The organism is Citrobacter sp. CF971 (genome assembly GCF_006385635.1).
Taxonomy (GTDB): domain Bacteria; phylum Pseudomonadota; class Gammaproteobacteria; order Enterobacterales; family Enterobacteriaceae; genus Citrobacter; species Citrobacter freundii.
Genome location: NZ_CP041051.1, coordinates 1,702,447 through 1,718,994 on the forward strand (window position 1 = coordinate 1,702,447; position 16,548 = coordinate 1,718,994).

Here is a 16,548-nt window from a genome sequence, read left to right on the forward strand (position 1 = left end):
GATGCGATTTTTTAACTGGCGCCGACAGGCGATTTTGAATGCAATGCCTCTTGTTAAGCCAGAGCAGATACGCACACCGTGGCATGAGTTCTGGCGTCGTTTTCGTCGACAGCACATGGCGATGTTCGCTGGGCTGTTTGTATTGCTCCTGATCATGGTGGCGATTTTTGCTCGCTGGTTGACGCCATTTGATGCCGAAAATTACTTCGATTATGACCGTTTGAATGATGGGCCGTCGATGCTGCACTGGTTTGGTGTCGATTCTCTGGGACGAGATATCTTTAGCCGCGTGCTGGTTGGCGCCCAAATCTCGCTGGCGGCAGGAGTCTTTGCCGTGTTTATTGGCGCGGCGATTGGCACAGTGCTGGGTCTGCTGGCGGGATACTACGAAGGTTGGTGGGATCGGCTGATTATGCGTATCTGCGATGTGCTGTTCGCCTTTCCCGGCATTCTGCTGGCGATAGCCGTGGTCGCCGTGCTGGGCAGCGGCATTGCGAACGTGATTATCGCCGTGGCCATTTTCTCCATTCCTGCTTTCGCGCGCCTGGTGCGCGGAAATACGCTGGTGCTGAAGCAACAGACGTTTATTGAGTCTGCGCGCAGTATTGGTGCCAGCGATACGACCATCATTTTTAACCATATCCTGCCGGGTACGGTTTCATCGATCGTGGTCTTTTTTACCATGCGAATTGGCACGTCGATCATCTCTGCCGCGAGCCTGTCATTTCTGGGATTAGGCGCACAGCCGCCGACGCCGGAGTGGGGGGCAATGCTTAATGAAGCGCGTGCTGACATGGTGATCGCGCCGCACGTGGCGATTTTCCCGGCGGTAGCGATATTCCTGACGGTGCTGGCGTTTAACTTACTGGGAGATGGTCTGCGCGACGCGCTGGACCCGAAGATAAAAGGATAAATTACAGGCCGGATAAGACGTAACGCTTATCCGGCCTACGGTTGAGTTACGCTTATTAAACGCGTGAACCCCACAGATCGTATTCATCTGCGTTTTCGACCTTAACGCGGATGATATCACCAGGTTTCACCTTGGTCTCACCATTCAGGTATACCGCGCCGTCGATTTCCGGAGCATCAGCCATGCTACGACCAATTGCGCCTTCTTCGTCAACTTCATCAACGATAACCAGAATCTCGCGGCCCACTTTCTCTTGCAAACGTTCAGCAGAGATCTGCTGTTGCAATTGCATAAAGCGGTTCCAGCGTTCTTCTTTTATCTCTTCCGGGATTTGATCCGGCAGGTCATTAGCGCCAGCGCCTTCTACCGGGCTGTATTTAAAGCAGCCCACGCGATCCAGACGTGCTTCCTTCAGGAAGTCGAGCAACATTTGGAAGTCTTCTTCCGTTTCTCCCGGGAAACCAACAATGAAGGTGGAGCGCAGCGTCAGTTCAGGGCAGATTTCACGCCACTGCTTGATGCGCGCCAGCTGTCTGTCTACGGAGCCTGGGCGTTTCATCAGTTTAAGAATACGCGGGCTGGCATGCTGTAACGGGATGTCCAGATACGGCAGGATTTTCCCTTCTGCCATCAGCGGGATCACGTCATCAACATGCGGGTAGGGGTAGACGTAATGCAGGCGCGTCCAGATCCCCAGTTTTGATAACTGTTCGCACAGATCAACCATGCTGGTTTTGACCGGCTCGCCGTTATGGAAACCGGTACGATGCTTCACATCCACACCGTACGCAGAGGTATCCTGAGAGATTACCAGAATCTCTTTCACGCCCGCATCGACCAGACGTTTGGCTTCGCTGAGGACGTCGCCAATCGGACGGCTCACCAGATCGCCGCGCATGGATGGAATAATGCAGAACGTACAGCGGTGGTTACAGCCTTCAGAAATCTTCAGATAGGCGTAGTGGCGCGGAGTCAGCTTGACACCCTGCTCAGGAACCAGGCTCAGGAACGGATTATGCTTTGGTTTGGGTACGTAATGATGAACGTGCTCCAGAACCTGCTCGTAGCTATGCGGCCCGGTGATTTCCAGCACCTTCGGGTGGACTTCACGGATCTGATCGACTTTCGCGCCCAGACAACCGGTGACGATCACCTTGCCGTTTTCGTTCAGCGCTTCGCCGATTGCTTCCAGGGATTCCTGAACCGCACTGTCGATAAAGCCGCAGGTATTAACGATAACCATATCCGCGTCGTCGTAGCTTGGCACGACATCATAGCCTTCGGTACGAAGTTCGGTCAGGATGCGCTCAGAATCGACGAGGTTTTTCGGGCAGCCGAGGGAGACAAAGCCGATTTTCGGCTGGTGGGTTACATTGCTCATAGCGTAAAAAGTGTTCAGTTATTGGAATATTCAGGGCAGGGATTCTACAGAGTTCTGAACAAAAATTGTATCGCAATCTCATACCATCAGCGGCCTGCCGGGCGCGGAATTAAAGATTATTTGTAAATTATGTTAATTTTAAGTGATGGATTGATCCTGGACACGACTTTGTTCAAAAAACAACCATACTATTAAGTTGCACCATAGTTGGAAAGAGGAGGAACAAAGTATGGTTGTTGACAGACTGAGAACCGATCTTCTCAACAAATTGATAAACGCCCGTATCGAACTTGCCGCTTATCTGCAGTTGAGAAAAGCGAAAGGCTACATGTCAGTCAGCGAGAGCGATCGTCTGCGTGATAATTTTTTTGCACTGAATCGCGAATTGCACGAACAATCACAGCTTCACGGTATGCATCTTGATCAGGAAGAGTGGAATGCCCTTCATCGTGCTGAAGGGGCGTTAGCCGCCGCCGCTGTTTGTCTTATGAGTGGACACCATGATTGTCCAACGTTTATCGCCGTTAACGCAGAGAAACTGGAAAACTGCCTGACAACGCTGACGCTGAGTATCCAGAGTTTGCAATCTTACCCAACGTTGGAACACGTCTGAATCAGGGGGAGGGCGCTCCCCCTTTTCGTTAAGATTATGTAAATATGACGGGGTGATTCCCCTTGCTGGCTACGCTTTATGCAGAGCCATTAAGGAGGTGTTATGCGTCGACTCTTTCTCTGTGCTATCCCACTTGCGCTATTTTCCTCTTATGCCGTCGCGGTAAAAGTGGAAGTGCTGCAAACCAAACTCGATCACCCATGGTCACTGGCTTTTTTACCCGATAACCGCGGTATGCTCATTACGCTCAAAGGTGGACAGCTTCGACTCTGGCAGCCTGATAAAGGGCTTTCCGACCCGCTAACCGGCGTACCAAAAGTCTGGGCGAATGGTCAGGGCGGATTGCTTGATGTGGTGTTAGCTCCGGACTTTGAACGATCCCGTCGGGTGTGGCTAAGCTTCGCTGAAACCGACCGCGAAGGCAAAGCGGGCACCGCGGTAGGCTACGGGCGATTGAGTGACGATCTCAAACACCTGCAAGGATTTCAGACCGTTTTTCGCCAACAGCCAAAGCTCTCTACCGGAAACCATTTTGGTGGACGTCTGGTATTTGATGGCAACGGCTATCTGTTTATTGGCCTGGGGGAGAATAATCAACGCGCTACCGCCCAGGATCTGGATAAGCTGCAGGGCAAGGTCGTACGGCTGACCGATGAGGGCAAAATTCCACCGGATAATCCGTTTGTGAACATGGCGGGAGCGCGGGCAGAGATTTGGTCGTATGGCATCCGCAACCCGCAGGGTATGGCGATGAATCCGTGGAGTGATGTGTTGTGGCTCAATGAGCATGGTCCACGCGGAGGCGATGAAATTAATATCCCCGAGAAAGGGAAAAACTACGGTTGGCCTGTCGCGACCTGGGGTGTTAACTACAGTGGTTTGAAAATTCCCGAAGCAAAAGGTCAAATTGTTGCTGGCACGGAACAACCCATCTTTTACTGGGAAAAGTCGCCAGCGGTCAGCGGAATGGCTTTTTATAATAGCGATACCTTTCCACAGTGGCGGCAGAAGTTGTTCATCGGCGCGTTGAAAGATAAAGAAGTGATCGTACTGAGCGTTAAAGGGAATACGGTCACTGAGGATGGTCGTCTGTTGCAGGAAAGGGGGCAACGGATCCGTGATGTGCGCGTCGGACCAGACGGTTATTTGTATGTACTAACCGACGAGTCCGACGGGGAATTACTGAAAGTGAGTCCCTGATTGAATTAGCTGACCGGGATCATCACGATTTTTTGAAACGCCGGGCGCTCGGTCAGTTGTTGATACCAGCGCTCCAGATGAGGGCGCGGGGTCCAGCTCAGGCCAACGTTGAACAGGTTATAGATGAACGGCGCAACGGCGATATCGGCAGTGCCAAATTCAGCGCCGGAGAACCATGGCTGGTCCGCCAGCGCGTTATCCAGAATGGCAAACAGGTTATCGCAAACTTGCTTACTGGCCTCAATGGCCGCTAGATCGCGCTGATCGGCAGGTGTTCTGACCAGGCCAAATAAGATAACCCGATGCGCGGGGCTTAGCGTCTGATTTGCCCAGTCCATCCATTTTTCGCCGACGGCGCGCGCGGCCGGAGCGTCAATCCACAAACGTTTTTGTCCGTACTGAGCGGCCAGATAGCGGACAATGGTATTGGATTCCCACAGAACAACGTCCGTTTCATCATCGCGTAGCAACGGGACCAGTCCGTTCGGGTTTAGTGCCAGATAGTCGGCATCGCGGTTACCGCCATGCTGTCCGCCCGCCAGAATTTGGTTATACGGCAGTTCCAGTTCCTCGAGCGTCCACAATACTTTTTTTACGTTGGTCGAGTTATTGCGACCCCATAGTGTAATCATAGTAACCCCGCAAATTAATTGAGCAGCTTTATGGCTGCAGATGCCATCTGACTAGCTCACATGGTGGGGTAAACCTAATATTTACGCAACAAAGTCTAAAAAAATCGTGCCAGGAGCAGCGCAGCGCGGCGTTATTGCATAAACTTTAAAAACTTTACCAACTTACGGTTTCTTTAAGCTCGTTAGTGCGTTATTACTCACCGCACTTATTTTACACGTCATCCATCAGACTTTTTCTGCATGGGTTGGTCGAGGTCGCTTGGCCGGTTTTGTGTAAACACGGTGTGGTATGACGTGGTTTTTTGGAATGGATACTCGGGTGGCATTTATGACGCAATACTTCTCTTCACTTCGCAGCTTTGCTGCAGGTTCTGCACTCTTAATCCTTTTGGCGCCGACCGTACAGGCGGCGGAGCAACCGACGGCCCCGCCGAGCGTGGACGCGCGCGCGTGGATTCTGATGGATTACGCCAGTGGCAAGGTGCTGGCGGAAGGTAATGCTGATGAGAAACTGGATCCTGCCAGTCTGACCAAAATCATGACCAGCTATGTGGTTGGGCAGGCGCTGAAGGCCGGAAAAATTAACCTCAACGACATGGTCACCGTGGGCAAAGACGCCTGGGCGACCGGTAATCCAGCCCTGCGCGGTTCGTCGGTCATGTTCCTCAAGCCCGGCGATCAGGTTGCGGTGTCAGATCTGAATAAAGGCGTTATCATTCAGTCAGGTAACGATGCGTGTATTGCACTCGCTGATTACGTTGCCGGCAGCCAGGAATCCTTTATTGGTCTGATGAACGGCTATGCGAAAAAACTGGGGCTGACCAACACTACTTTCCAGACGGTGCACGGTCTGGATGCGGCAGGACAGTTCAGTACCGCACGTGATATGGCGCTGCTCGGGAAGGCGTTAATTCACGATGTGCCGGAAGAGTATGCTATTCACAAAGAGAAAGAATTTACCTTCAATAAAATTCGTCAACCGAACCGCAACCGTCTGTTGTGGAGCACCAACCTGAACGTGGATGGTATGAAAACCGGGACCACTGCCGGGGCGGGATACAACCTGGTGGCTTCCGCGACCCAGGGCGATATGCGCCTGATCTCCGTGGTGCTGGGGGCGAAAACCGATCGCATTCGTTTTAATGAGTCAGAAAAGCTGCTGACCTGGGGCTTCCGCTTCTTTGAAACCGTTACGCCGATCAAGCCGGATGCGACTTTCGTTACTCAGCGCGTATGGTTTGGCGATAAGAATGAAGTGAATTTGGGTGCCGGAGAAGGTGGTTCTGTGACCATCCCGCGTGGCCAGCTCAAAAACCTGAAGGCCAGCTTTACCCTGACTGAACCACAGCTAACAGCACCGCTGAAGAAAGGTCAGGTTGTGGGCACTATCGACTTTCAGTTGAACGGAAAATCCATTGAGCAACGTCCGTTGATGGTGATGGAGGATGTGCAAGAGGGTGGTTTCTTTAGCCGCATGTGGGACTTTGTGATGATGAAATTCCACCAGTGGTTTGGTGGTTGGTTCTCTTAACCTTACCTATGCCGGATGGCGCAATCGCCGTCCGGCAGTATCTCTTAATACTTCAGCGTGATACGTTGCGCTTTAGCGTACTCAACAAACTCATCGTCAGGGCGGTTATCACTGATGATGGTATCAAAGCGTTTTAATTCCCCCATCCTCGCAGGCCGCACCTTGCCAAACTTGCTGTGATCGACCACCAAAACGTGATGCTGCGCCATCGACATTGCCCAGTGCTTCACCGGCAGTTCTTCCAGATTAAAACAGGTCGCGCCTTTCTCGATATGAACGCCTGCCGCGGAATAAAAGGCGATATCCGGACACAGATTGTTCAGCGTTTCCTGGAAGTCGAGCGGTTTAAAAATCGCGTTACTGGCATGGAATTCGCCACCACACAGAATGACGCGGCACTGCGGTTTTTCCTGCAGCACCAGAAACGTATTCAACGAGTAGCAGATTGCGGTGAAGGGCAGTTCATTGTCGATCGCTTCAATGATCCACGGCGTGGTAGTACCGCAATCGAAAAAGATGGTCTGATGCGCCTGCACGAGACTCGCCGCCAACTGGGCGGCGCGACGTTTTTCATCAACCAGACGGGATTTTTGATCGCTGATTAAATAATGGTTAGCGCTGCGGGGTTCCAGAACAATATAGCCCCCGAGCAGTACGACGGGAGCATCATGATTATTCAGGTCGCGACGAATGGTCATCTCAGACACGCCCAGCAACGTTGCGGCTTCTTTGAGGTGTAATTTATCGCTGCGTTTCAGCGCCTGCAGTAATTGACCAATACGCTCGTCGCGTCGAGTTTCCATAGTTCCCCTGGAGAATAGAATAAGTGCTCAGTTTCGCGCTTAATACTACTCTTTTTACCGTGGGTTAGTCACGTACCCAACCTTTACGGATGGGGAGGGCGAAGCAGGCGCGATAGCAAGTTTGCAAGCCGAGGTACAGGGTCGCGCCAAAGCGCTGCCAGATCATCTGGGCGCTCAGACAGCCGATCAACCCAGCCAGTAATCCGCCCAGCATATCCAGCGGCCAGTGTACTCCAAGGTAAACCCGCGACCAGGCAATCGCCACGGCAACGACCATCAGCAGAGCGCCCGTCCACAGGCGATGCCAGAACAGGAAGGCCAGTGCAAAGGTAAAGATAACCGTACCGTGGTCACTCGGGAAAGAGTCATCTGCCGCATGATGCAGGAAGTTGTAACCAATGTGGTTTACAAACGGGCGATCGTGAGGGAACAGATGTCCCATCAGCCAGGAAATCGTCAGACCAACTATCAACGCAATGGCCATTTTGATGACCAACTGGCGCTGGAGCGTAACCTGACCGCGAGGTCCCCAAAGCCAGAGCACAACAGCTAACAGCGGCACAATGCTGATCAGATCTTTGGCAATGAAAATGGCGAGCGAAATTGCCCATTGCGCAGAGTCGGGTGTTGCATTGATCAGGTAAAAAAGTGAGTTGTTCAGATTTTCCAGCATAACGTCCAGACTCAGTGTAATCGTTGAAAAGGCCCATGGGAGCGAGAGCATAAAATTGCTTTCACGGGATAAAAAGCGGTCTTGTCTTATTTGTCTGCTAAATGACTATTTTTAAGACAATTAATGAGACTTATTGAGCATGATAGCGGTCTCAACTTAAATTAACCTTAAAGCAAAATCTTCTTGAGCAAATGAATGTAAAAATGTGCGCATTTTGCTTTCAAATCACATAATTCACTATCACCAGTACGGCGCATTTATTACACTTTGCGCGATTTTTCTATAGCTAAGAGACTGCATGCAGAACCGTTTATCTTCAGGCGCCCGTTTGGGGCGTCAGGCATTACTTTTCCCTCTCTGTCTGGTGCTTTACGAATTCTCTACTTATATCGGCAACGATATGATCCAGCCTGGAATGTTGGCGGTAGTGGAGCAATACAATGCCGGATTAGATTGGGTACCCACATCCATGACCGCCTATCTGGCTGGCGGCATGTTTTTACAGTGGTTGTTAGGACCGCTATCGGATCGTGTTGGGCGTCGTCCGGTGATGTTAACCGGCGTGCTCTGGTTCATCGTGACCTGCCTTGCGACCCTGCTTGCACAGAATATTGAGCAATTTACTTTCCTGCGTTTTTTGCAGGGGATAAGCCTGTGCTTTATTGGTGCGGTGGGTTACGCCGCCATTCAGGAATCCTTTGAAGAAGCGGTCTGCATAAAAATTACCGCGCTGATGGCAAACGTGGCGCTGATTGCGCCGTTGCTGGGTCCGTTGGTAGGCGCAGCCTGGGTACATGTTCTGCCGTGGGAAGGGATGTTTATCCTGTTTGCTGCTCTGGCGGCCATCTCCTTTTTTGGTCTGCAACGCGCGATGCCGGAAACGGCAACCCGGCTGGGTGAAAAGCTGTCGATTAAAGAGCTGGGCAAGGATTATAAGTTGGTGCTAAGGAACGTGCGTTTCGTTGCAGGCGCACTGGCGTTGGGTTTTGTCAGCCTGCCGTTACTGGCGTGGATTGCGCAATCTCCGATTATTATCATCAGCGGAGAACATCTCAGTAGTTACGAATATGGCCTGTTGCAGGTGCCGATTTTTGGTGCGCTGATTGCCGGTAACCTGGTGCTGGCGCGTCTGACTTCGCGAAAAACCGTGCGTTCGCTGATTATCATGGGCGGCTGGCCAATTGCCGTTGGCCTGATTATTGCCGCTGCGGCCACGGTGGTGTCATCTCATGCATATTTATGGATGACGGCGGGTTTGAGTATCTATGCGTTTGGCATTGGCGTGGCGAATGCGGGGCTGGTGCGCCTGACGCTGTTTGCCAGTGAAATGAGTAAAGGTACAGTTTCTGCCGCAATGGGTATGTTGCAGATGCTGATTTTTACCGTTGGTATCGAGCTGAGTAAACACGCTTATCTGCTGGGAGGCAACGGCTTGTTCAGCTTGTTCAATCTGGCCAGCGGCGTGCTGTGGCTGATTCTGATGGTGATCTTCCTGAAAGATAAACGGGTAGGGGATTCCCGGGAAGGCTAAAGCCCGGTTGCCCGGGCCTGGCAGAAACTTAGTGGTGATCGTCAATCTGATGTTCGATGATCATGCCTTCACCGACGCTGGCAACATGTCGCGCATAAGGATGTGCGCGATAAACAGGAGCCGGGGCAGGTGCCGGGGCAACATACACCGTTTGTGGCGCAGTAGTCACGTTGACCGCCTGCGGCACGCTGACGGAAGAGGGCACGATCACCACTTTATAACCGCTTGGTACATCAACGGTAACGCTTTGTGCAAATACTGACCCTGCAAAACCCAGCAACAATGTCGCCATCAGTACACTTTTCTTCATAATCCGCTCACCTGAAATATTCACTGGAAGTAATAATCCAGTGGGTTAATTTGAGGCGGATTATGAATAGATCATGCCATCATTTTGTTGCCGTCTGTGCTGAGGCGTTAATGCGTAAACGGTGCTTCATTCTTTAACACGCGGTCGATAATATCCAGGACGCCCTCTTCGTTGTTCGATCCCGCGCGATATTTCGCTGCCTTGATAACCGGCTCATGGGCGTTGGCCATTGCAAAACTAAATCCCGCCTGGCGCAGCATTTCAATATCATTTCCACCATCGCCAAACACAACAACCTCATCGTCGTTAATATTCCAGCGTTGTTGCAGCAGCCGCAGTCCATTTGCCTTATGCACGCCAGGAATAATTAAATCGATGCTCCCGTAGCCGGTATGCACCGGCACCATAATGTCGCCAATCGCCTCGTGGAGATCGGCCTGCACCTGGGGGATTCTGTCGTCGGAAATATTCAGCCCGAACTTGAAGAAAACGTCGTTAAGATTGTCAAAATTATCTACAAATTCGAGACGATGATAATACATGGCAGAAACAGCTTTATGTTCATCGCTGTACTGCTTCAGCGTGTAGGCGCTGCTTTTACCACAGGCAATGATATCAATGTCTGTACGGGTCAGCAGATGTTCAACGATGGCCTGGAAATCATCCTTTGCCAGTTCGCCGTTAAAAACATCTTCACCTTCACTGACTACCCAACCGCCGTTTTCGGCAACAAATGAGATCTCACTGGCCAGTTCGGGGAAAAAGGAAATCAACTGATAATATTGATTGCCGCTGGCGACCACAAAGCGGATCCCTTGTTCTTTCATCTGGCGGTATTGCGCCATAAAGCGCTCACGGTTATAGGTTTTTTGGTCACTTAAAAATGTGCCATCCATGTCGACCGCAATTAATTTGATGCTCATTAGCTGTTCTCCATCACCGTGGTATTTTTGAGATCCGGTTTCGCCACCGCTTTCGCGACGATGGCGGCGACAAGCACCAGCGCCAGCACCACCAGCATAGCGCTGCGCAGGCCGTAGTGTTCACCCAGGTAGCCCAGCAGCGGCGGTCCAACCAGGAACGCCAGATAGCCGGTTGTTGCGACAACGCTGACGCGGGTTGGTGCATCGGGGCCGGTGTCGCTGGCGGCTGAAATGGTCAGCGGGAAGCCGAGTGATGCACCGAGTCCCCACAAAATAACGGAAACACCCGCCACCCAAGAGCTGTCGACAAAAATAATCAGGCTAATCCCGAGAGCGCCCATCAGCGCACTGGCGCGCACCACCGTTACGCGGCTGTAGCGGTCGATGAACCAGCCGCCAGTAAAGCGGCCAACGGTCATGCCCAGCGTAAATCCGGCATAAATCAGAGAGCCTGATGTTGGGCTAAACCCATGACCGTCCACCATCAGCAGCGGAAGCCAGTCGTTGGCGGAACCTTCAGCAAATGCCATTGCGAGCACCACGACGCCAATCAGCAATAACTGGATATCGCGATAAAAAGGCAGTCCTTTTTCACCGGAGGGAGAACCATCAGCGGCATTTTTACCCGTGCCGTCAGGAATCGCTTTGATGGCGATAAAGATAGGAGTGATAGCTACCAGCGCCGCCAGCAGAATATGCGCGTTTGCCGGGACGCTGAAGGCGGTAATCATCATCCCGACTCCTGCGCCCGCCAGCGTACCCAGGCTGTAAAAACCATGCATCATCGGCAGCACGGTTTTATTCATTTCGCGTTCAACCGCCGCACCTTCGACGTTGATGGCCACTTCTGCTGCGCCAAAACTGGCGCCAAACACGGCCAGACCAAATGCGAAAAGCCAGGCGGAATGCAGCCAGAGCGCCACGCTGAGGATAGCCATCCCAATGACCGCACATGACATGGTAGTGCGGATCACTTTGCGCGTGCCAAATCGTTTCACCAGCCAGGCCGAACAAAGAATGCCACTCATCGAACCAATAGAGAGTCCAAACAGCACCGCGCCCATTTCGGCGGTAGAGATGGAGAGGATATCTCTGATGGCAGGGGTACGCGTTGCCCAGGAGGCCATTAATAATCCTGGTAAAAAGAAGAACGTGAACAGCGCCCAGGTGCGACGTCTTAAGGCTTTGCGTGATGAGATGCCAGTCATGAATTCGAGCCAAAGAAAAGAGGAAAGAAGACAACATTAGCAAGGTTGTGTACATTTGTACACAAATGCAAGAAGAGGAAATGCAGTGCGACGTGCAAACGATCCGCAGCGGCGGGAAAAAATAGTTCAGGCCACCCTTAAGGCGATAGTAATCCATGGTATTCATGGGGTTACACACCGTAAAATCGCTATGATTGCCGAGGTGCCACTGGGCTCAATGACCTATTATTTTGCAGGAATAGATGATCTGCTGTTGGAGGCATTCAGCTGTTTTACGCATACTATGTCTCAGCAGTACCAGGATTTTTTTGCCGACGTTGCTGATGCGCAGGCGGCCTGCCATGCGATTACCGATATGATTTACGGCTCCCAGGTCACAACGCCTGATAATATGGAGCTTATGTATCAGCTGTATGCTTTCGCCAGCCGTAAACCAGCGTTGAAAACGGTGATGCAGAACTGGATGCTACGTAGCCAACAAACGTTAGAGCAGTGGTTTGATCCGGTTACGGCGCGGGCGCTGGATGCGTTTATTGAAGGAATGACGCTGCATTTTGTCACGGATAAAAAACCGCTGCAGCGAGAAGATATTCTGATGATGGTGGAGCGTATTGCCGAATTGCCGCAGAGATAAAATCCTCAAAATGGTTTGTCGAGGCGGGTAACGGCCTGACGTAAAAAATCAATGACTTTTACCGCCTCTGGCGTCAACGGTCGGGCGGCTATTTTTACCGTCCCGACATCCATATAAGTAATAAAATCATCAATCGTTCTGTGCATGACGCGCAGACCATCCAGTGACCACGGGCGATATACCAGGTCGGATAAAATGGTTATCCCTCTACCTTTTGCAACCAGACTTCTTATTGCTTCAAAAGAGTTGCTGCGAAAACTGATATTGGGCGTATAGCCACGCTGCTGCCAGTAATCGATGATTACGTCAGGGTACTTATCGGTTTCCAGTAGTAAAAATGGTAGTTTCTCGACGTCTATTAAACGGATCGATGCCTGGCTCTGTAGCGGATGCCCAATAGACGTCCACAGGCGGCGCTGTGAACGAATAAATGTTTCGATCTCCAGGTCGTTATCATGGTTGATATTTGAGGTCAGAAGCAGGCAAAAATCGACCTTTTGTTCCCGTAGCGCCTGTACCAGTTCCGGTGCGGTAGCTTCATAAAACACGATCTCCAGCAAAGGGAAACGTCGTTCAATATCGTTGAGTATATCCGGGATAAGATAGGCAGAGAGCGTTTCGGCAATGCCTATGCGCACCGTGCCGGTGAGAATTTCGCTCCTGTCATGCAGGGCGTCAATAGCCGAGTGGCTACTGTTGATGATGTTGCAGGCATGTGCCAGAAAGCGCTCGCCCTCAGCGGTGAGCTTCACACCTTTGGGATAACGTACAAATAGCTGCACGTCTAATGCTTCTTCCAGGTTCCGCATGGCAATGGTCATTGATGACTGAGAAATATGACAGCGTGCAGCAGCTTTGGAAATTTGTAATGTTTCTGCAAGCGCGATGTAAAACTCAAGTTGCCTTAGCGTAAATTTCATAGTTTTAATCTATGCAGATGGATAAAAACGTTATATTAGCATTCATTCTCACGCCGCCGTAGCCTTGTGGTCATACCGTACAACTGACAATAAGGCGCAAATATGCCCTATCTTTTACTCAGTCTGGCTGCCTGTTTTTGGGGTGGAAATTATGTGATTGGTCATCTCTTGGTCGCTGAAGTTAATCCCATCGTTTTATCAGCGGCACGCTGGGTATTTACCGCGTTATTATTGATGACGCTCTATTTTCGTCAGGTCACAGAGCAATGGCCGGTGATGAAAAAATCCTTTGGTACTATCGTCTTCCTTGCGCTTTGTGGTCAGGTTCTTTTCCCCTTAACGTTGTATATCGGCTTGCAATATACAACCTCGCTTAATGCCGCGATTTATATGTCCACCACCCCGGCGCTCGTACTGTTAATCAATAAGTTTTTTTTTAAAGAGCGGATTTCTGCGCGAAATATAGCTGGTGTGATCCTGAGTACTGTTGGTGTTATATGGCTGGTGTCGCAGGGTGATATGATAAATGCGCGGGTATTTGCACATCTGAATCAGGGCGATTTCTGGACCATGGGGTCAGCGTTAAGTTGGGCCGTCTATTGTGCTTTTTTACGCATTAAACCGCGTGAGGTAAAGGGAAACGCCTTTGTCGCAGTGAGCGCGCTGTTAGGTGCGATTGTACTTATTCCGGTACTGGCTTTGGAGTTGATACGCAATGGTATGCCGGGATGGAATAGCTATGCCAATACAGGCGTTGTGACTGGGCTGGCATACCTTGTTATTTTTCCTTCGTGGCTGTCATATCTATTATGGAACAAAGGGATTAGCGCCATTGGCGCAACGCGTGGAGAGATCTATTCACACTTGATCCCATTGAGTGGCGGATTATTTAGCGTGATGTTTTTGCACGTCACTTTGCATTCATATCATCTGGTGAGCGCGTTGGTTATTATGTGCGGTATAGCATTGTGTTCCCGTCCGAGTGCAAAAAAAGGCTCGCAGCAGCGCGTGGCGTGAAAAGCGGGTAAATTAGCTTATGGTGGCGCCCCCGGTAATATTTACCACTGTGGCGGTCATGGCGCTGGCATGGTCTGAAGCGAGAAAGGTTGTAACCTCAGCGATTTGTGCAAGCGTAGGCAGGCGCGCGAGCATGGTACTTTGCGCCGCCCCCCCTAACCATTGATCGACGGTTAAACCCATTGACTGTGCTTTAGCGGTGAAAATTTCTCCGGTATAGGAGCCAGCCGCTACAGCATCCACAATCGCATGCGACCGCACGCCGACGACACGAATGTTTATTGGTCCCGTCTCGCTGGCGAGCGCTTTAATAAAAGCCTCTGTGCCTGCACAGCCGACGATATGTCCGAGATGCCCGGGCATCTCCATCGGGGCTGCGGGCGCAACGATGGTGAGAATAACGCCCGCTCGATTGCCGCCCATGTGCGGCGTTACGGCTTTTGCGATATTGAACTGCGCCGCAAGAAAAGGGGTGATGCCGCTCATAAACTCAGAGAGGGATAATGCATCGATGCGCTTGCCCTGTTCGTGCATAAATCCCGTTGCGTTAACCACCACATCTATTCCACCGGTTTGCTGTACAAGGCGGGTAACGTCCTTCGATGCGTTGTGCTCGTCGAGTACATCGGTGATAAAGGTTTCGACTGTACCACCCGCCGTTCGGATGCCACTGGCGGTCCAATCCAGCTTTTCCTGACGGCGCGCGCCCAGATACACATGGGCTCCTTCGCGCGCCATAGTATGCGCAACCGCACTACCAATAGCGCCGCTGCCACCGAAGATCACTGCGACTTTGCCTGAGAGTAACATAGCAACCCCATCACCATTTAGCACCGAGTAAAGTATGTGCCATAACGGGTATGCTGCAAATTTGAGAAAGCGTTTCCGGGGAACCTCACTCAGCGATGAAAATCAGGTTATGTCGGGGCCATTGCTGCTATAGATCGTATAGCAGCAATGTCTATCAGCTCATTTTAACGCCGATCAGTTACTGTAAGTGTTTGATATTTCTTTAACATGTATATCATTATCAAAATTATCAAAAGCAATTACATCATCCAGATGCTGGTATTTAGCTCAATTAAAAAACTACCGACACCTCCGATGACTGACGGAATAACCAGCGAGGCGGCTCCCATCAACGCAGAGGTCGCTCCCAGGTTGGTGCGCTGGCTGGACATGGTCAGGTAGGTATAGAGTGATTCGAACATCCCTCCAGCAAACATCAGGATAATAAAGAAGAATATAAAAATATTGACGTGATAACTAAGTATTATTAATGGAATACACAGTACAATAAATGAGGCGATGATTTTCAGCCACGAATTCAAAATTTGCGGCGCAGACCTTTTCTTAAGAAGTTTACCTGATAATGCAGCCCCCAGCAGTAGGAAGCCTCCAATAATTGATGAAAGCACACCAAATTGCGTTGATGAGTATCCAAACGTAACCATAAAAATAAATGGGGAGGCTGTGATATAGCAATAAATAAGCGAAAATGACAGACCAAGAGACAGACAAGGTAGATAAAATCGAGGTTGTTTGCTGATCTCTTTATACGTATTAAATGATGATTTTAATGAATAGGCAACCCTTCTCTCATGGCTGAGTGTTTCAGGGAAGTTAAAATAAACGTATATTAACGTTATAATAGCATAGCCACATATCATTAAAAAAATTGCGCGCCATCCCCATAAGTCATTAATTACCCCTCCCAGCAGGGGCGAAGCAATGGGAACGACACCTTCGATAGTGATGATGATGGCATACAGCGTCGCGGCCACTGAACCACGAGTTACATCTCGAACTGCGCTGATTGCTGTAACCAGCGTTATTGATATAGAAAGACCTTGTATGACACGGATCGCCAGAAACATAACCAGACCGGTTGAGAGCGTGAGACAATATGTTGTCACGCCATAAATAACCGCACCTGTAAGCATAATTTTTCGCCGGCCAATAGCATCAGATAATGGACCAAAAATTAGCTGTCCAAAACCAATGCATAGGGTATAAACCATAATCGACAACTGCGTGGTTGAGACATTTTTTTCAAATTCTTTTGCGATGTCGGGAATTGAAGGTAAATAAGTGTCCACTCCCAGAATTCCCATTATCGTCAACATGGCCAGGCCGACAGTAAAGTAAATTATGTTCTTTCTATGAATAACAGTTTGCAGCTTCATTACTTATCACCATGAGTAAATTAAAAGCATGAAAAAGTTCACTATTTAAATAGAGATGTTGTGGATAATTATC

17 protein-coding genes are annotated in these 16,548 nt (G+C 50.4%); 7 read left to right on the top strand and 10 right to left on the bottom strand.

Features of this window, described 5'->3' with window-relative positions:
• Position 1: 1 nt before the first annotated feature.
• On the top strand, positions 2-913 hold the full coding sequence (gene gsiD / locus E6P06_RS11570; protein WP_003035302.1) for a glutathione ABC transporter permease GsiD: 912 nt from the start codon (positions 2-4) through the stop codon (positions 911-913).
• Between the two features lie 55 nt (positions 914-968).
• On the opposite strand, the gene rimO is transcribed toward gsiD, so the two are convergent.
• Positions 969-2,294, bottom strand: coding sequence for a 30S ribosomal protein S12 methylthiotransferase RimO (gene rimO, locus E6P06_RS11575; protein WP_003836967.1), 1,326 nt, complete (start codon positions 2,292-2,294; stop codon positions 969-971).
• Positions 2,295-2,523: 229 nt separating this feature from the next.
• On the opposite strand from rimO, the gene bssR reads away from it, so the two are divergent.
• Positions 2,524-2,907, top strand: coding sequence for a biofilm formation regulator BssR (gene bssR, locus E6P06_RS11580; protein WP_003035308.1), 384 nt, complete (start codon positions 2,524-2,526; stop codon positions 2,905-2,907).
• 102 nt (positions 2,908-3,009) lie between these two features.
• Positions 3,010-4,107 carry a PQQ-dependent sugar dehydrogenase gene (locus E6P06_RS11585; protein ID WP_003836963.1) on the top strand — a complete coding sequence of 366 codons (1,098 nt, stop codon included), beginning with the start codon at positions 3,010-3,012 and terminating at the stop codon, positions 4,105-4,107.
• A 5-nt stretch (positions 4,108-4,112) separates the two neighbouring features.
• Here the strand turns inward: E6P06_RS11585 and E6P06_RS11590 are convergent, their stop codons facing one another.
• Entirely contained in the window at positions 4,113-4,739 is a 627-nt protein-coding gene (locus tag E6P06_RS11590) for a glutathione S-transferase family protein (RefSeq protein WP_003836961.1), read from the bottom strand.
• A 328-nt stretch (positions 4,740-5,067) separates the two neighbouring features.
• On the opposite strand from E6P06_RS11590, the gene dacC reads away from it, so the two are divergent.
• Entirely contained in the window at positions 5,068-6,270 is a 1,203-nt protein-coding gene (gene dacC, locus E6P06_RS11595) for a serine-type D-Ala-D-Ala carboxypeptidase (protein WP_139935899.1), read from the top strand.
• Between the two features lie 44 nt (positions 6,271-6,314).
• On the opposite strand, the gene deoR is transcribed toward dacC, so the two are convergent.
• Positions 6,315-7,073 carry a DNA-binding transcriptional repressor DeoR gene (gene deoR, locus E6P06_RS11600; RefSeq protein ID WP_003836960.1) on the bottom strand — a complete coding sequence of 253 codons (759 nt, stop codon included), beginning with the start codon at positions 7,071-7,073 and terminating at the stop codon, positions 6,315-6,317.
• Between the two features lie 64 nt (positions 7,074-7,137).
• The gene (ybjG, locus tag E6P06_RS11605) at positions 7,138-7,746 is read right to left on the bottom strand and encodes an undecaprenyl-diphosphate phosphatase (protein WP_003836958.1); all 609 of its coding nucleotides are present in this window, start codon (positions 7,744-7,746) and stop codon (positions 7,138-7,140) included.
• 298 nt (positions 7,747-8,044) lie between these two features.
• Between ybjG and E6P06_RS11610 the strand changes: the two genes are divergently transcribed.
• Positions 8,045-9,277, top strand: coding sequence for an MFS transporter (locus E6P06_RS11610; protein WP_003836956.1), 1,233 nt, complete (start codon positions 8,045-8,047; stop codon positions 9,275-9,277).
• 28 nt (positions 9,278-9,305) lie between these two features.
• Here the strand turns inward: E6P06_RS11610 and E6P06_RS11615 are convergent, their stop codons facing one another.
• The 3 genes from E6P06_RS11615 to E6P06_RS11625 form a co-directional block, all read right to left on the bottom strand.
• Entirely contained in the window at positions 9,306-9,587 is a 282-nt protein-coding gene (locus tag E6P06_RS11615) for a hypothetical protein (protein WP_003035330.1), read from the bottom strand.
• Positions 9,588-9,694: 107 nt separating this feature from the next.
• Positions 9,695-10,510, bottom strand: coding sequence for a Cof-type HAD-IIB family hydrolase (locus E6P06_RS11620; protein ID WP_003035335.1), 816 nt, complete (start codon positions 10,508-10,510; stop codon positions 9,695-9,697).
• Positions 10,510-11,718 (bottom strand): MFS transporter, encoded by a 1,209-nt coding sequence (locus E6P06_RS11625; RefSeq protein WP_058842487.1) that lies wholly within the window; start codon positions 11,716-11,718, stop codon positions 10,510-10,512. The genes E6P06_RS11620 and E6P06_RS11625 overlap by 1 nt, the downstream gene beginning before the upstream one ends.
• Before the next feature lie 85 nt (positions 11,719-11,803).
• On the opposite strand from E6P06_RS11625, the gene E6P06_RS11630 reads away from it, so the two are divergent.
• The gene (locus tag E6P06_RS11630) at positions 11,804-12,352 is read left to right on the top strand and encodes a TetR/AcrR family transcriptional regulator (RefSeq protein ID WP_003035341.1); all 549 of its coding nucleotides are present in this window, start codon (positions 11,804-11,806) and stop codon (positions 12,350-12,352) included.
• 5 nt (positions 12,353-12,357) lie between these two features.
• On the opposite strand, the gene E6P06_RS11635 is transcribed toward E6P06_RS11630, so the two are convergent.
• Positions 12,358-13,272, bottom strand: a complete 915-nt coding sequence (locus tag E6P06_RS11635; RefSeq protein ID WP_003836947.1) for a LysR family transcriptional regulator — start codon at positions 13,270-13,272, stop codon at positions 12,358-12,360.
• Between the two features lie 102 nt (positions 13,273-13,374).
• Here E6P06_RS11635 and E6P06_RS11640 point away from each other — a divergent pair, with 102 nt between their 5' ends.
• On the top strand, positions 13,375-14,289 hold the full coding sequence (locus E6P06_RS11640) for a DMT family transporter (protein WP_016149848.1): 915 nt from the start codon (positions 13,375-13,377) through the stop codon (positions 14,287-14,289).
• A gap of 12 nt (positions 14,290-14,301) precedes the next feature.
• Here the strand turns inward: E6P06_RS11640 and E6P06_RS11645 are convergent, their stop codons facing one another.
• Both E6P06_RS11645 and E6P06_RS11650 read right to left on the bottom strand, forming a co-directional pair.
• Positions 14,302-15,099: an SDR family NAD(P)-dependent oxidoreductase gene (locus E6P06_RS11645; RefSeq protein ID WP_139935256.1), complete on the bottom strand. Its 798-nt coding sequence runs from the start codon at positions 15,097-15,099 to the stop codon at positions 14,302-14,304.
• Positions 15,100-15,338: 239 nt separating this feature from the next.
• A complete protein-coding gene (locus tag E6P06_RS11650) occupies positions 15,339-16,475 on the bottom strand; it encodes a multidrug effflux MFS transporter (RefSeq protein WP_233622563.1) in 1,137 nt (378 codons plus the stop codon).
• Positions 16,476-16,548: the final 73 nt, after the last annotated feature.

Excerpts from the sequence above, each read along its gene's own strand:
- gsiD (WP_003035302.1), top strand. The coding sequence starts at position 2 with ATGCGATTTTTTAACTGGCGCCGACAGGCGATTTTGAATGCAATGCCT.
- rimO (WP_003836967.1), bottom strand. The coding sequence starts at position 2,294 with ATGAGCAATGTAACCCACCAGCCGAAAATCGGCTTTGTCTCCCTCGGC.
- bssR (WP_003035308.1), top strand. The coding sequence starts at position 2,524 with ATGGTTGTTGACAGACTGAGAACCGATCTTCTCAACAAATTGATAAAC.
- E6P06_RS11585 (WP_003836963.1), top strand. The coding sequence starts at position 3,010 with ATGCGTCGACTCTTTCTCTGTGCTATCCCACTTGCGCTATTTTCCTCT.
- E6P06_RS11590 (WP_003836961.1), bottom strand. The coding sequence starts at position 4,739 with ATGATTACACTATGGGGTCGCAATAACTCGACCAACGTAAAAAAAGTA.
- dacC (WP_139935899.1), top strand. The coding sequence starts at position 5,068 with ATGACGCAATACTTCTCTTCACTTCGCAGCTTTGCTGCAGGTTCTGCA.
- deoR (WP_003836960.1), bottom strand. The coding sequence starts at position 7,073 with ATGGAAACTCGACGCGACGAGCGTATTGGTCAATTACTGCAGGCGCTG.
- ybjG (WP_003836958.1), bottom strand. The coding sequence starts at position 7,746 with ATGCTGGAAAATCTGAACAACTCACTTTTTTACCTGATCAATGCAACA.
- E6P06_RS11610 (WP_003836956.1), top strand. The coding sequence starts at position 8,045 with ATGCAGAACCGTTTATCTTCAGGCGCCCGTTTGGGGCGTCAGGCATTA.
- E6P06_RS11615 (WP_003035330.1), bottom strand. The coding sequence starts at position 9,587 with ATGAAGAAAAGTGTACTGATGGCGACATTGTTGCTGGGTTTTGCAGGG.
- E6P06_RS11620 (WP_003035335.1), bottom strand. The coding sequence starts at position 10,510 with ATGAGCATCAAATTAATTGCGGTCGACATGGATGGCACATTTTTAAGT.
- E6P06_RS11625 (WP_058842487.1), bottom strand. The coding sequence starts at position 11,718 with ATGACTGGCATCTCATCACGCAAAGCCTTAAGACGTCGCACCTGGGCG.
- E6P06_RS11635 (WP_003836947.1), bottom strand. The coding sequence starts at position 13,272 with ATGAAATTTACGCTAAGGCAACTTGAGTTTTACATCGCGCTTGCAGAA.
- E6P06_RS11640 (WP_016149848.1), top strand. The coding sequence starts at position 13,375 with ATGCCCTATCTTTTACTCAGTCTGGCTGCCTGTTTTTGGGGTGGAAAT.
- E6P06_RS11645 (WP_139935256.1), bottom strand. The coding sequence starts at position 15,099 with ATGTTACTCTCAGGCAAAGTCGCAGTGATCTTCGGTGGCAGCGGCGCT.
- E6P06_RS11650 (WP_233622563.1), bottom strand. The coding sequence starts at position 16,475 with ATGAAGCTGCAAACTGTTATTCATAGAAAGAACATAATTTACTTTACT.